At 65.9% G+C, this 13,636-nt stretch carries 14 protein-coding genes; all 14 read right to left on the bottom strand.

The annotated features are described in order from the left end of the window. Window positions 1–59 precede the first annotated feature (59 nt). Complete coding sequence (locus SE91_RS25375) at window positions 60–641, bottom strand: transglycosylase SLT domain-containing protein (protein WP_061849549.1); 582 nt, start codon at window positions 639–641, stop codon at window positions 60–62. Then, window positions 592–1,920, bottom strand: coding sequence for a flagellar hook-length control protein FliK (gene fliK / locus SE91_RS25380; protein WP_061849550.1), 1,329 nt, complete (start codon window positions 1,918–1,920; stop codon window positions 592–594). The genes SE91_RS25375 and fliK overlap by 50 nt, the downstream gene beginning before the upstream one ends. Then, window positions 1,917–3,098: a chemotaxis protein gene (locus tag SE91_RS25385; RefSeq protein WP_061849551.1), complete on the bottom strand. Its 1,182-nt coding sequence runs from the start codon at window positions 3,096–3,098 to the stop codon at window positions 1,917–1,919. The genes fliK and SE91_RS25385 overlap by 4 nt, the downstream gene beginning before the upstream one ends. After that, window positions 3,095–4,354, bottom strand: a complete 1,260-nt coding sequence (locus tag SE91_RS25390) for a MotB family protein (RefSeq protein ID WP_061849552.1) — start codon at window positions 4,352–4,354, stop codon at window positions 3,095–3,097. Before SE91_RS25390 ends, SE91_RS25385 begins: the two co-directional genes overlap by 4 nt. Window positions 4,355–4,360: 6 nt before the next feature. Continuing rightward, window positions 4,361–5,056, bottom strand: a complete 696-nt coding sequence (locus tag SE91_RS25395; protein ID WP_061849553.1) for a hypothetical protein — start codon at window positions 5,054–5,056, stop codon at window positions 4,361–4,363. Continuing rightward, window positions 5,053–6,678 (bottom strand): flagellar basal-body MS-ring/collar protein FliF, encoded by a 1,626-nt coding sequence (fliF, locus tag SE91_RS25400; RefSeq protein ID WP_061849554.1) that lies wholly within the window; start codon window positions 6,676–6,678, stop codon window positions 5,053–5,055. Before fliF ends, SE91_RS25395 begins: the two co-directional genes overlap by 4 nt. Window positions 6,679–6,969: 291 nt before the next feature. Continuing rightward, the gene (locus tag SE91_RS25405; protein WP_008560347.1) at window positions 6,970–7,881 is read right to left on the bottom strand and encodes a flagellin N-terminal helical domain-containing protein; all 912 of its coding nucleotides are present in this window, start codon (window positions 7,879–7,881) and stop codon (window positions 6,970–6,972) included. A gap of 266 nt (window positions 7,882–8,147) precedes the next feature. After that, window positions 8,148–9,053 (bottom strand): flagellin N-terminal helical domain-containing protein, encoded by a 906-nt coding sequence (locus SE91_RS25410; protein ID WP_008560349.1) that lies wholly within the window; start codon window positions 9,051–9,053, stop codon window positions 8,148–8,150. A 242-nt stretch (window positions 9,054–9,295) separates the two neighbouring features. Further along, complete coding sequence (gene fliP, locus SE91_RS25415) at window positions 9,296–10,036, bottom strand: flagellar type III secretion system pore protein FliP (protein WP_060735087.1); 741 nt, start codon at window positions 10,034–10,036, stop codon at window positions 9,296–9,298. Then, window positions 10,033–10,476, bottom strand: coding sequence for a flagellar basal body-associated FliL family protein (locus SE91_RS25420; protein ID WP_061849555.1), 444 nt, complete (start codon window positions 10,474–10,476; stop codon window positions 10,033–10,035). Before SE91_RS25420 ends, fliP begins: the two co-directional genes overlap by 4 nt. Window positions 10,477–10,518: 42 nt before the next feature. Continuing rightward, window positions 10,519–11,214 carry a flagellar basal body L-ring protein FlgH gene (gene flgH / locus SE91_RS25425; RefSeq protein WP_502687179.1) on the bottom strand — a complete coding sequence of 232 codons (696 nt, stop codon included), beginning with the start codon at window positions 11,212–11,214 and terminating at the stop codon, window positions 10,519–10,521. A 12-nt stretch (window positions 11,215–11,226) separates the two neighbouring features. Beyond that, entirely contained in the window at window positions 11,227–11,976 is a 750-nt protein-coding gene (locus SE91_RS25430; RefSeq protein WP_061849557.1) for a MotE family protein, read from the bottom strand. 67 nt (window positions 11,977–12,043) lie between these two features. Continuing rightward, window positions 12,044–13,174: a flagellar basal body P-ring protein FlgI gene (gene flgI / locus SE91_RS25435; RefSeq protein ID WP_060735084.1), complete on the bottom strand. Its 1,131-nt coding sequence runs from the start codon at window positions 13,172–13,174 to the stop codon at window positions 12,044–12,046. After that, on the bottom strand, window positions 13,171–13,623 hold the full coding sequence (gene flgA, locus SE91_RS25440) for a flagellar basal body P-ring formation chaperone FlgA (RefSeq protein WP_061851312.1): 453 nt from the start codon (window positions 13,621–13,623) through the stop codon (window positions 13,171–13,173). The genes flgI and flgA overlap by 4 nt, the downstream gene beginning before the upstream one ends. Window positions 13,624–13,636 lie beyond the last annotated feature (13 nt).

Raw genomic sequence — 13,636 nt, forward strand, 5'->3', positions numbered from 1 at the left:
GGAGTTACAATGAGGGTTCTTGCTTGCGCGGGGCTGATGGTGAGGAACCATGCACAACTTCACGTCGTCTTCGGCTGACAGAACGAGCGCGCCTTGTCGGTCCACGCGCCGAAGCCGCTGGAGACGAGATGGGCGACGATGTGACAGACGTAGCGCTTCTGAGCCGGCTGGTTGTTCGGTCCTGCATTGTAGCGGGCGACCGCCATGGTCCAGCTACCTTCGCGCTGTTTGAGCTCTTTCAAAAAGCGCGCGGCGTATTCGACGTTTCGGGCCGGATCGAACATCGCGCGCACCGACGCGAACTTGTCGCCGTGGTAATAGTGGTTGATCTGCATGCAGCCGAGGTCGATCAGCTTGATGCCCTTGCTCCGCATCGTCTCGAAAGCCGCGATCGCGTCGTTGATGTCCTTGGCGAACACGGTCTGCCTGTCGGCGCCGAGCGCGTAAGGATGCAACGCGCCGCGGCGTCCGGTTTCGGTGAGACCGACCGCATAGAGAATGCCGAGCGGAATCCCGTGCTGCCGGGCCGCACGCGCCATCTCGCGCTCGCAGGGGCGCGCGCCGTCGGCAGCTGCCTCGGCAGCACCCGCGTTACAGATAAACAGGGCCGCGACGAATCTGCGGCGCCACGTCCTGCTCATGAGGCGTCTCCTGGTTGGACTGGCGCTCCTGCCGGGTCTGCGTCGCCTCGCCGTCCGACTGCCGCGACGACGAGCTGGCGCCGCCGAACGAGCCTTGCGACTGCGACGGCGGCTGCTGCTGGCTCGAAAGCTGCGACTGCGATTGGCCGGAGCCGCTCTGGAATCCATCCAGCGTGCCGTGCTGGACCGGCGCGACGTCGGCGACATAGCCCGCCGACTGCATGAGATCGCGGATCGAATCGCGCTGCTGGTCCAGCATCTGGCTGGTATCCTTGCGTTCGGCCGCAAGGTGGACGGACACTTCGGTGCCGACGAGACGCAGGCGCACGGTGACGTTGCCCAGCGCCGGTGGCTCGAGATTGATGGTCAGGATCTTGAGCGGCTGGTCCGGCGCATTGGTCTGCGACGCCGCGGGATCGGGGAGAGCGGAGGCCGCCGCAGATTCCTTCAGCTCGGCGACCACCGCGCTTGCAACCTGTTGCGGAGCATTGAACTGCGCCGGCGGCAGATGGGTTTCCTGCTGGAGCACGGTGACCTTGGTCGCCTCGGGCAACGCCTCCCGCGCCGAAGCCTTGACCGCGCGCTCCACATTGGCTGTGACGGCCTCGAAGCCGGATGCCGCCGGCATTGGTTTCGAGGTGGCATCGCTGCCTAGCGGCGCGGCTGCGACCGCCTGTGACGCCATGGCCTGTGAGCGTGCGCCTGCAGGAGCGGCCGCGGACGGCGCTGAATCGGCCACGTCGATTCTAGCTGTATCCGCAGCCCGGCTTTCGCGCCGGGTCGTGGACGAGCGTTCGTCGCGCACGGCCGCCTCTGCCCTGTCGTCCACCGGCGATAGCAGCTGCGATCTCACCGCCGGCGCAGCAGCGAGCTCCTGTCCGGCCGTCGCAACAACGCTGGAGCGGTCCGCGACGTCCGCCCTGTGGTCTGCCGGACGTTCCGACGGTGGATCAACATTGCGGCCGGACGACTTGCGACCGGACCCGGCTTCGTCGGTTGGCTCGAGCCGTTCGTGAACCGTCTCGCCCTTTGTCTTGCTCTCTTCGGTGGGATGCGCCAGATGCGTCCGCAACGATGCGGCCTTCACGCTCGCGTCTGCGTTCTCCTCCTTGAGCGCCTTCTTCGCCAGATTGGAGACGTTGCGGAGCATATCGTTGAACGACGAGTCCGCCTGCGATTTTGCCCCGGCGCCTTTCGCCGAGCGCGACGTCCCGCGCATGTTGAGAGTTTCGGCGAGGCCCGAGAAAGCCTGTCCGGAGGTTCCGTTGAGCTTGGTCATGGACGGCGATCCCTGGTGAGACGTTCGAGCTCGCCGAACTGCTTCTGCGCACGCGCGACGGTCGCGGTCGACGATGCGAGGTCGAGACGGGCCGGCGTTGCCGGAGGCTTGTCGGCCGTGGTTGCTGATCCTGCGGCGAAGGGTTTGCGGATGTCGAGCGCGAGCTGAACCGCCGCATTCAGAAGGGGAACGTCGCGCTCAGGCAGTTTCGACCGATCGAGCGCCTTCAGTTCGGCGAGACCGCCGTCATACTCGTCGGTGAGCGTCCGCGAGGCGCCACGGAAGAGATGCGCACGCTCGCGGTCCACCGACGCATCGGCGCTGAGCGTCAGCGCGCGCTCGCTGGCGAGCCGGGTCACGACCAGCCGTCCACGCAGCATCGCGGCGCGTGCGATCACGAGATAGAGCTTGAGACGGCCGGCGCGATCGATCTGCTCCAGCAGCGTCGTGATCCGGGCAAATCGACGCTCGTCGAACGCCAGGCTCGATTGCGTCAGGCCCGTGGAGAAGCGCTGCCAGAAATCGCCGGCATAGATCGAGTTGCGGTAATGGCGGATATAGGCCAGCGTCAGGAACTCGAACTTGTCGAAATCCTCCGCCTGCCCGACCAGCAGGATCTCGCGCCGCAGCGCCGCCTCCTCCACCAATGTGCCGGGCAGGAGCAGGCGCGCATCGTCGAGGCGCTCGATCGCGAACGAGGCCTCGCTGCGCGCGAACAGCGCACCCTGGACCAGCGCGACCTGTCCGCCGAGACCTGAGGGAAGCGCGCGCGGCTTGACGTCCTTGAGCAACTCGCGCGCCTCGTCCTGGCGGCCCTCGACATAGGCGAGCGCACCGTTGAACAGCCGCTCGTCGATGGTCATCCTGTCGCGCGGCAGCTTGCGGACGATCTGCGGCGCGCCGCCGCTGAGCAGGTAGACAACGACGGCCTGACCGTTCTGCGGACTGCTCCACACGCCGGCATCGGCGGCGAGAAATTTCTCGCCGATCTGCCGGATCAGCGCGATGTGGCTGCCGTGCGCCGCAGTGTCGCCGTTGGCAATGCCGTCCTGCACGGCCTGCAACGCGCGCACCAGCTCATACGGCTGTTCGCCTGACGGCGGCGCCGGCTCGGCAAACGCATTTGCCGCCGCGAGCGGCAGCATCAGCAACACGGCGCGGAGAAACGTCCTGATCAAGAGCGCTTCTCCCGGATCAGGATCTCGATCCGACGATTCTGCGCGGCTCCCGGATCGTTCGGCAGCTTCGGCCGCCGGTCGGCGTAGCCTTCGATGTGCTCGATCCGCTGCGCATCGACGCCGGCGCGGACGAGCATGTAATAGGCCATCTGCGCCCGCGCGGTCGACAGCCGCCAATTGTCGTAGGCTTCCGACCGGTACGGTCGGTTGTCGGTGTGGCCGCGGACGATGATCATGCCGGACCGCTTCGTCAGCAACGGGCCGATCTTGTCGATCACGCGAATGAGCTCAGGCCGCGGCTCGGCCGAGCCGACGGCGAACATGCCGAAGCTCGCATCGTCGGTCAGGCTGATCAGAAGCCCCTCCTCGACTTGACGTACTTCCGCCGCCGGTCCCGCGCCGGCCTTGATGTCCGACAGCGCATCCGCGATCGCGGATTGAAGCTGCTTGACGGTCGGCTGCTGCGTCTGCGCCGCATCGCGCGGTTCGGCCTCCTTCGTCGTATCGCCGGGACGCGCCTGCGCAGCGGCATTGGCCTGAGCGCCGGCCTGGGCATTGCCCTCGCGTGACACCTGCGGCGGCGCCGGTCCTGGCGGCAACAGCGGCGACAGGCTCGCGGACGCGCTATCTGCGTTCGGCGCCACGCTTCCGCCGGCGTCATCCGCCTTGGCACGGCGCGCCTGCGGCTCGCTCTCGATGATGCGATCCCCGTCCTTGGACGCCTGCGGCGTCAGCTTCCAATAACCGGGATCGAAGGGATCACGGTAGGCGTCGCCGCCCTTGAGGCCGTCTTCTTCCGCGGACGTCAGCGCGCCCGCGCGCCGCTGGCCCGAGGCCTGGTTCGCGCTGTTCGCGATCTCGGCAAGCGTCGCATAGGGATCGCGGAACAGGACCTTCTCTTCGTAGGAGGCCGGCTTCTCCGCCGTCGGCGAGTCGCCGCGCCGCTCCTCGTTCGGCCCGGCCGGCTTGCGCCTGCCGTCCTGCCCCTCGAACGACGACGGCTCCTTCTTGGAGAGATCCTTCAGGCCCTTCGGGGCCGGTGCATTCTCCGCGAGCTTGATCGGATTGAAGTAGCTCGCGACCACCTGCTTCTGGTCCTGGTTGAGCGCGTTGAGCAGCCACATCACCAGGAAGAACGCCATCATCGCGGTCATGAAATCCGCATAGGCGATCTTCCAGACGCCGCCATGCGGCTTTTCATCCTCGAAGGCGCTCCTCCGACGAATGATCACGAGCTCTGGCTTGACCTCATTCATGGCGGGCTACCGGCGCGCCTCCTTGAGGCGTTCGCTCCAGGCCGAAATCTGCGTCTCAATCACGGTCTGGTCGGCCACGGCGCGGACCTCGAAGCTGTCGGCGGCCTCATAAGCGATGCCCGTCCGCCGCGTCTTCTCGAGCTGCACCTTCACGAGGTCCAAAAGCTCGCTCGGGCCGGTGACCTTGAACGCCGGCACGGGTGAATTGCCGGTTAGCGCCGCGATCTGTTCGACCAGCGATCCGATCGCCTTGTCGCGGACCGCCTCGTTGAGGAAGGGCAACAGGATCCGCGCAACGGAGCTCGCGATATTGGTCTCGATCTCACGGCAAGCCGCCTCGAAACCGTTGACGATCGTGGCCGCCTGTTGATCGGACCATTTCGCGCGCTCCTCGCCGAGCCGGACCGCGCTGCGGACGCGTTCCTCCGCGAGCCTGGCGTCGCCTTCCGCGACGCCGGCCGCATGGCCGCGCCGATAGGCATCGTCGAGAAGATTGGCCGGCGGAGCTTCCAGCGCGGGCAACGGCGACTGCAGCTGCGGTTGGGCGTGCGGCTGCGGCTGAGGTTGCGACTGGGCTTGCGGCTCGCGCCGGACCTCCTTCCTTGTCAGCACGTCCTGGATCTTGGGCGGCGGGGGCGGCGGCGACTTGGCGCGGCCGTTCGCGTCGAACTGCGTCAGGAGTTTTCCGATTGCCGCGTTCATGCCGCCTCCTCGCGTCGCATCCAGTCTTTAAGGATCGCTGCCGCCTGCGCTTGATCGAGCCGCACGATCTGCTCCAGCCGCTTCTGCGGCGTTCGCTGCATCTTGCCCTCGAGGTCCTCGACGAGGTTGAGCTCGGGGTCCTGACTTTCGGCCAACGCCAGCGCCGTGGCAGCTTCGAGCTCGGCGACCTCGGCCGCTTCGGCCTGCTCCTGCTCGGCGCGATGGGTGAGAATGCCGTTGACCGCGGGCCGAAGTCCGAACCAGACCAGCATCGAGGCAACGGCGAGAATGGTCACCGCGTTGATGATGCTGCCGAGCTGCTTGTTGATCATCTCGACGAAAGTGATCGGCGGCACCGGCGCCAGCTCGCGCGAGCCTTCGATGAAGTCGACCGCCGAGACCTGAATCTGGTCTCCGCGCTGCTTGTCCAACCCACCCGCCGTCGCCGCGAGCTGGCTGATCTCGGCGAGCTTGCTATCGACGATGGCCTGGTTGCTCTTGTCACCGAGATCGGCGACGAGACGGGCTCGGTTGACGAGGACCGCGATGAAGAGCTTCTTGACAGAATAACCGTCGCTCACCGTCGTCGTGGTCTTCGACGACACCTCGAAATTGGTGACGTCCTCGCGCCGCGTCTTGTCCTCGCTCGAATTCTTGCCGCCTCCGGCATTGACCTGCTGATCCGGAAGGTTCTGTTGCACCGTGGTCGGCGTCGAACGGTCCGCGTTCTGCGAGGACTCCTTCTCGCGCACGTTCCGCACCGAACGTTCGGCGCGGCTTTCGGGATCGTAGACGGTCTCGTTGATCTGCCGCTTGTCGGTGGAGAGCTGCGGCGCGACGCTGACCTCGAAATTGTCCAGACCCAGATACGGCGTCAGCGCCTTGCGGATGTTCTCCTGCACCATGCCGCCGACGGTCTTCTGCAGGCTCGCCATCTTGGTCGGCGCGGCGCTGGCCTCGTCCTCCTCCGCGAGCAGCATCGAGCCGTCGGCATCCAGCACCGTCACCTTGTCGCGGTTCATACCGGGGACGGCGGCCGCGACGAGATGGCGGATCGATTGTGCGGTGCGCGCCTCGATCGCACCATCGGTGCGCAGCACGACCGAAGCGGATGGCGGCTGCTGGGTCGCGCGGAACGAGCCGCGCACCGGGAGAACGATGTGAACCCGGGCCGCCTTGACGCCCTTCATCAGCTGCACCGTGCGCGCGATCTCGCCTTCCAGCGCCCGCAGCTTGGTGACTTCCTGCATGAACGAGGTCAGGCCGAGCGAGCCGATCTTGTCGAACAGCTCGTAGCCGGAATTGGCGCTGGTAGGCAGCCCCTTCTCGGCGAGCAGCATGCGAGCCTGCATGGTCTGGCTTGGCCGCACCGAGATCGCATCACCGGCCGTGTTGACGTCGAAGGTGACGTTCTGCTCGCGCAGCGCCGCGCCCATGCGCGTCACGTCCTCGCGGGTGAGGCCGGTATAGAGCGTCTCGAATTCGGGCCGGCTCAGATAGTAGGCGCCGCCGACGACGGTGACGAGAACGGCGAAGCCGATCAATCCCAAGGCCATCAGGCGTCGCGGCCCGAGCTCCAGCAGATTGTTGAGCAGTTGCTGTATCTGCGCGCGACTGAGCATATGACCTCGTGGCAATGCGAACGTAGGCGACACTCCGCTGCCAACCTTGTCTGAAGGTTGCGCGACGACGCAAGCACGCCGGTTCGCGGACGAGGCGCTGCAATTTTACAAGGGTTCGGTGAAGTGATCGATGTCGGCAACCGCGGGCCGGACGATGGCGGCTCGAACGGCCGCGCCAGGTCATCGTGCGTCGGGAAGTCGATGTCCGGGCACGCCTCGTGCCCTCATATCCGCCGCTCGCGGCGGTGACCGTGCTCCCCAGGGGAGCACGGTCGTCTTCGAAAGCGCCGCTTAGCCGCGGAACAGCGACAGGATGCTCTGGCTGTTCTGGTTGGCGATCGAGAGCGCCTGAACGCCGAGCTGCTGCTGGGTCTGGAGCGCCTGCAGGCGGGTCGATTCCGCGTTCATGTCGGCGTCGACGAGCTGGCCGATACCACGATCCACCGAGTCCATCAGCGACTTCACGAACTCCGTGTTGTTCGAGATGCGGTTCTTGATGGCGCCGAGATTGGCGGCGGACTGGCTGACCGTGTTGATCGCGGCGGTGACCTGCGCGATGTAACCATCGATCGTGGTCTGGTCGGCCGCCGAATCGGTCAGAGCGCCGATGTTGATGGTGTCGACCGACGCGCTGCCGCTCACCGTATCCAGGATGCCGCCCGTGGTCGAGGTGTAGAGCGAGTAGTTGGCAACCGTCACCGTGATGGTGTTGATCGTCGGCGTGCCGCCGACGCGCGAGAACGACGACACCAGGTTGACCGTCGCCGGCGTGGTGGCGTTGGTGCTCAGCCAGTTGACGCCGTTGAACGTCGCCGCGTTGGCCACGTTCTTCATGTCCTGCTGGATCTGAGTGATTTCGGCCTGGATCTTGGTGCGGTCAATGCCGGCGGTCTTGGCTTCGACCAGCAGCGCCTGGAGCTTGGTGAGGCCGGAGTTGCTGTCGCCGATGACCTTGTTCAGAGCGGTGTATTCGGTGTCGACGGTCGCAGCCGACAGACCGAGCGAGTCGGACACCGCGGAGAGCGCGGCGTTGTCGGCGCGCATCGAGGTAGCGATCGACCAATAGGCCGAATTGTCCGAAGCGGTCGCGACGCGCTGGCCGGTCGAAATGCGATTCTCGGTCGTCTGCAGGCTGGCGCTGACATTCCGGAGGGTCTGGAGCGCAGTCATTGCAGCGGAGTTGGTAAGCAGGCTGGAAGCCATCTTTGATGTCCCTTTGAAAGCAGATTGGATTTGGGGACATACCGGGCTTGCACCGGTACGACGGGGCGGCATCATGCCTTTGGGCTGGGCAAATGCGCGCGTGAGCCCAATCCGTCGTAGCGGCGAGACTAGCCAGCGAAGCTTGTGCGGGGCTTGTGGCGTTGTGATCCGGCCGCAACAGGGCAGCCGGAATCATGGCGCGGTCATGCCAAACGAAAGGGCCGCGCTTCGCGAGAAGCGCGGCCCTCCCGGGACTGTCCTAGGGCTTAGCGGAACAGCGACAGGATGCTCTGGCTGTTGTTGTTGGCGATCGACAGAGCCTGAACACCGAGCTGTTGCTGCACCTGGAGGGCCGCCAGACGGGTGGACTCCTGGTTCATGTCGGCATCGACGAGCTGGCCGATACCGCGATCCACCGAGTCCATCAGCGACTTCACGAATTCGGAGTTGTTTGAGATGCGGTTCTTGATGGCGCCGAGGTTGGCCGCACCGGAGGAGACCGTGCCGATCGCCGCGGTGACCTGCGCGATGTAGCCATCGAGCGTGGTCTGGTCAGCCGCCGAGTCGGTCAGTGCGCCGATGTTGATGGTGTCGACCGAGGCACTGCCGCTCACCGTGTCCAGGATGCCGCTCGTGGTCGAGGTGTAGAGCGAGTAGTTGGCGACGGTGACGGTGATTGAGCCGGTGGTCGGCGTGGCGCCGACGCGCGAGAACGACGACACCAGGTTGACCGTCGCCGGCGTGGTGGCGTTCGTGCTAAGCCAGTTGACGCCGTTGAACGTCGCCGCGCTGGCCACGTTCTTCATGTCCTGCTGGATCTGGGTGATTTCCGACTGGATCTTGCTGCGGTCGACACCGGCGGTCTTGGCCTGGACCAGCAGCGACTGGAGTTTGGTCAGGCCGGAGTTGCTGTCGCCGAGCACCTTGTTGAGAGCGGTGTACTCGGTGTCGACGGTCGCAGCCGACAGACCGAGCGAGTCGGACACCGCGGAGAGCGCGGCGTTGTCGGCGCGCATCGAGGTCGCGATCGACCAATAGGCGGCGTTGTCGGAAGCGGTCGCCACGCGCTGTCCGGTGGAGATCCGGGTCTGCGTGGTGGAGAGTTGCGAGCTGACAGACCGCAGGGTCTGGAGCGCGGTCATGGCGGACGAGTTCGTGAGCAGGCTTGACATTGCGAATGTCCCTTTATGTACGCGTTACATTTTCACTTGGGGACATACCGGGCTTTCACCGGTACGGAGGGGCGGCATCATGCCTTTGGACCGATGTGGGTGAGGTCCAACCCGCCGTGACGCCTTGCTACCACGCCGAATCTTGCCGCCGGATTAAAATCGCCTTGAATTTCATGGCTGTAACGGGGGTCTTGCGGTTACCATCCGCTAACCATGATGGCGCGGTTCGCAACCGCGCTCCGTCACGAGAACGAGCGCACCAGTCCGGACGCCAGCAGATTCCAGCCGTCGATCAACACGAAGAACAGCATCTTGAACGGCAGTGCGAGGATGGTCGGCGGCATCATCATCATGCCCATCGACATCGTCAGCGTCGCCACGATCATGTCGATGACGAGGAACGGCAGGATGATGAGGAATCCGATCTCGAACGAACGCCGCAGTTCGGAGATCATGAAGGCGGGAATGATGACGCGCATGTCGACGCGCTTGTCGTCGAACTTCTTGCGGAAGCTCTCCGCGGCGAGCGCCTCGAAGGTCTGGAGATCCTTGTCGCGGACATGGGCCAGCATGAACTCGCGGAACGGATCGGTGATCTTCAGATAGGCCTCCTCCTCCGAGATCTCGTTCTTCATCAGCGGCTGCACGCCGCTCTCCCAGGCACGGTCGAAGGTCGGCGCCATCACGTAGAAGGTCATGAACAGCGCGAGGCTGATCAGCACGAGGTTGGCCGGCGTGGTCTGGAGGCCGAGACCGGCGCGCAGGAACGACAGCGCCACGGCGAAGCGCGTGAAGCTCGTCACCATGATGAGCAATCCCGGTGCCACCGACAGCACCGTGATCAGCGCCATCAACTGGATGATCCGGCCGCTGGTGGAGCCGTTGCCGGGCGGCAGCAGCGAGTTGAGGTCGGGAATCTGGGCCAGCGCCACTTCGGGCAGAACGGCCAGGATCAAGGCGAGGAGCAGGACTCTCACTCTCACTGGATCACCAACGTCTCAATGATCAATTCGCGGACCTTTCCAGAGGAGCGGATATTGGCGCGCTCGATGAGATCGTCGCGCAGGTGCTGGAGCCCGCGCGATCCCTCGAACTGAGCGACCGAGGCGGACCGCAGGTAAGTGACGATGTCCTCGCTGATGTGCGCAGCCAGGATGCCGGCATCCTCGTCGCTCATGCTCTCGGTCACCATGGAAGCCTCGACGCGGGCCCAGTTGTTGGCCGGTGCGGCCAGATTGGTCACGATCGGCGACAGTTTTCGAAGCCGTGCGCTGCCGGTGTAGCTCGAGGCCAGCGGCGGCGGCGCGGCGCTCTTCTTCGCGTCGGCGGCACGCTCGGCCGCCGCAAACAGATGCAGGCCGGCCAGCGCACCCGCACCGATCGCGACGAGGGTCAGCACGACGATGGCCGCGATCAGGCGCATCACGTCCCCTGCCCTCGCGATACGGCCCGGCCGGCGCGGATATCAGAATGGAGCCACGGCGTCATAGATCCGATGTCCCCATCCAGGCTGTTGCACGTCAGACAGATTTCCGCGACCGCCATAGGACACGCGCGCCTCGGCGATCTTGTCGTAGGAGATCGTGTTGGCCCGCGAGATGTCGCGCGGGCGCACGATGCCGCCGACGTTGAGCACGCGCATCTCGGTGTTGACGCGAAATTCCTGCGAGCCGCTGATCATCATATTGCCGTTCGGCAACACGTCGGTGACGATGGCCGCGATGGACAGCTTGATGTCCTCGGTGCGATCGATCTGACCGTTGCCCTTGATCTGGGTGTTGGTGCTGAGATTCGCGTTGGCCGAACCCGTGTCTTTCCATCCGGCCACGTCCATCAGCCAGTCGAGCCCGAACTTGATCTGCGAATCGCGTGAGCGGTCCGTCTTGTTGTCGAGCTTGGCCTTGTCCTGCATCGAGATGATCACCGTCACGACGTCGCCGGTGCGCCGTGCCCGGGGATCGCGATAGAGATCGGTGCCGTCGTCCCAGGTCGAGCGATAGCTGACGGGCGTGCGCATGCGCGGCGTCACCGGAATCGGATCGGCCTGCGTCCGCAGGCCGCTGCCGACCGGGGACAGTCGCGGGCCGGTCAGGACTTCGGCCGGGTCGTGGTAGCATCCCCCCAGGGCCACAGATGCGAGCGCGAGGATGAGGATGAGGATCGGCTTCTTCATCTATCTGGTCTTTCCGTCGTCCACGCGGCGCATCCCGCCCAGCAGGTCCGCAAGGTGCGCCGCGCGCGCCGTATCCATCTCGTTGAAGATCGCGCTCGAGCTCCGCGGGCTCAGCTTGGCCAGCACGGCGGCGGCGGTCTCGTCGGCCATTCCGGCGATCTGGGTCGCCGCAGCCTCCGGCTTCATGCGCGAATAGATCTCGACGACGCTGGCCTCGGCCTTCTTCAGGAACTCGTCGCGTAGCGCCATCCATTTCTCGTATTCGGCGCGCTTGGTTTCCACCTCGGCGATGCGCTCGCGGAGCAGGCTCTCGGCCTTCTCCAGCTCCTTGAGCTGCCAGGCCAGCCTTGCATCGACGGCGGGATCGGCGACGTTGCTACAGAACAACGCGACCTCGTTGTCGGCGGGGACAGTGGCCTGTGGCGCTGGGGGCTTCGGCGGCGCTGTAACGGCACCGGGCTTGGCTGCACGGACGGGCGCCGGCGCCGGCGCGGGCGTCTCGGCAGCCGGTACTGCGCCGGTGACGGCGGGGCTTGAATCCTCGGCCGCCCACGCGGTGGCACGGATGCCGTCTGCGCCCGGAATTGGGGTCGCCGGCTTCGGCGGCCCGGCTGCGCGGGCGCGCGCGAAGGACAACAGGTTGAGCGGCTTCGACGGCTTCGCCTCGTCCAGCGCCAGCACGGGCGAAGCGCCCGCAAGCGTCCACGCCGCGACGAGGAGGAGTTTGGCTGTGTGATCCAGCTTCAGCATCGGGCCGTGCGCGATTCTCGGTCGAGACCAGAGCATTGAGCGACCAAGCTTGCACGACGCTTATGCATCATTGCACGATGACGTCGGCCTGGAGCGCGCCGGCCGTCTTGATCGCCTGGAGGATGGCGATGATGCCTGACGGCTTCAAGCCGATTTGGTTGAGCCCGCGGACCAGGCGCTGGAGGTCAACGCCGCTGAGGATCGCCACCTGCGATCCGGCCTCGTTAGCCTCGACCACCGTCTGCGGAACGACGACGGTCTGCCCACGCGAGAACGGCGCCGGCTGCGAAACCACCGGCATCTCCGTGACGCGAACCGTCAGATTGCCGTGCGTCACGGCAACGGTCGATATCCTCACGTCGCGTCCGATCACCACCGTGCCGGTGCGCTCGTTGATCACCACCCGCGCCGGCGTATCCGGCTCGACCGTCAGCTCGCCGATTTCCGCCAGGAACCGGACCGGGCCGATGTGGCGCGGCTTCGACAGCACGATCGTACGATAGTCGCGTTCGAAGGCGATCTGTGCGCGATACCGGCCGCCGGCATAGCGGTTTATGGCGTCGAGGATGCGCGTCGCGGTGACGAAGTCGGGGTTCTTGAGCTCAAGCACCAGGAATTCCATCTCGTGGAGACTGCCCTGCACCTCGCGCTCGACCAGCGCGCCGTTCGGGATACGCCCCGCGGTCGGCGTGCCCTGGCTGACGTTCTGTGCCTGGCCGCCGACACTATAGCCGGCCACCGTGATCGCGCCCTGCGCCACCGCATAGACCGCTCCGTCCGCCGCCCGCAGCGACGTCATCACCAGCGTGCCGCCGAGCAGTGAGGTCGCATCGCCGAGCGACGACACGGTCACGTCCATCCGCTCGCCGGCGCCGATCGACGGCGGCAGGTCCGCGGTCACCATCACGGCCGCGACGTTGCGCGTGCGCAGCGTGGTCGGCCGGGTGGGATTGTTGGTGCTCGTCGCCTCGTTCCTGACGTTGATGCCCATGTTCTCGAGCATCGATTGCAAGGACTGCTCCGTGAACGGCGCATTGCGCAGCGTGTCCCCGGTGCCGTTCAGGCCGATGACGAGGCCATAGCCGACGATCTGGTTCTCGCGCAGTCCCTTGATGTCCGCGATGTCCTTGATGCGGACGGCGGCGTGGGCGCTGGTGGCGGCGAAGAGGAGGACGAGCGCGAGCAGGATTCTGGTCATGACCCGTCCACGACCTTGACCGTGCCGTCCGGCTGCACGACACCCCTGATGATCACGCCGGTGTCGGTATTGCGCACCGGAATGAGCGCGCCGGCCGCGCCCGACTGCATCGCCGAGCCGTAGGTGACGATGGACAGGCCGCTGTCTTCGACCACGACCTTGACCATGGCGCCGCGGGCGACCGTCCAGGGCTCCTCCACTGCATTGGTCGGGATCGGCTGGCCCGGCAACAGCGTGCGCCGGGCCATGCGGCCGACCAGGACCTGACGTCCTTCGATGAACATGGCGACGCCGAGCAGATTCGGCGCAAAGCCGCGCTCGATGATCATGTCGTCCCGGATCAGCTCGCCCGTCCGGATCGAGACGGCCGGCACCGGCAGCCGCTTCTCCTCGGCCGCGGCAAGGCGCGCCGAGACGAGCACCAGCAGCACGGCGGCCACCCCGCGCATGATCCAGCCCATC

Origin of the sequence: Bradyrhizobium sp. DOA1 (genome assembly GCF_001593325.1) — a bacterium.
Classification (GTDB): domain Bacteria; phylum Pseudomonadota; class Alphaproteobacteria; order Rhizobiales; family Xanthobacteraceae; genus Bradyrhizobium.

What these genes read in the sequence shown, in the direction of transcription:
- SE91_RS25395 (WP_061849553.1), bottom strand. Translation starts at nt 5,056, where the DNA reads ATGAACGCGGCAATCGGAAAACTCCTGACGCAGTTCGACGCGAACGGC.
- flgI (WP_060735084.1), bottom strand. Translation starts at nt 13,174, where the DNA reads ATGACCAGAATCCTGCTCGCGCTCGTCCTCCTCTTCGCCGCCACCAGC.
- SE91_RS25430 (WP_061849557.1), bottom strand. Translation starts at nt 11,976, where the DNA reads ATGCTGAAGCTGGATCACACAGCCAAACTCCTCCTCGTCGCGGCGTGG.
- SE91_RS25410 (WP_008560349.1), bottom strand. Translation starts at nt 9,053, where the DNA reads ATGTCAAGCCTGCTCACGAACTCGTCCGCCATGACCGCGCTCCAGACC.
- fliK (WP_061849550.1), bottom strand. Translation starts at nt 1,920, where the DNA reads ATGACCAAGCTCAACGGAACCTCCGGACAGGCTTTCTCGGGCCTCGCC.
- flgA (WP_061851312.1), bottom strand. Translation starts at nt 13,623, where the DNA reads ATGCGCGGGGTGGCCGCCGTGCTGCTGGTGCTCGTCTCGGCGCGCCTT.
- SE91_RS25420 (WP_061849555.1), bottom strand. Translation starts at nt 10,476, where the DNA reads ATGCGCCTGATCGCGGCCATCGTCGTGCTGACCCTCGTCGCGATCGGT.
- SE91_RS25405 (WP_008560347.1), bottom strand. Translation starts at nt 7,881, where the DNA reads ATGGCTTCCAGCCTGCTTACCAACTCCGCTGCAATGACTGCGCTCCAG.
- fliF (WP_061849554.1), bottom strand. Translation starts at nt 6,678, where the DNA reads ATGCTCAGTCGCGCGCAGATACAGCAACTGCTCAACAATCTGCTGGAG.
- SE91_RS25375 (WP_061849549.1), bottom strand. Translation starts at nt 641, where the DNA reads ATGAGCAGGACGTGGCGCCGCAGATTCGTCGCGGCCCTGTTTATCTGT.
- SE91_RS25390 (WP_061849552.1), bottom strand. Translation starts at nt 4,354, where the DNA reads ATGAATGAGGTCAAGCCAGAGCTCGTGATCATTCGTCGGAGGAGCGCC.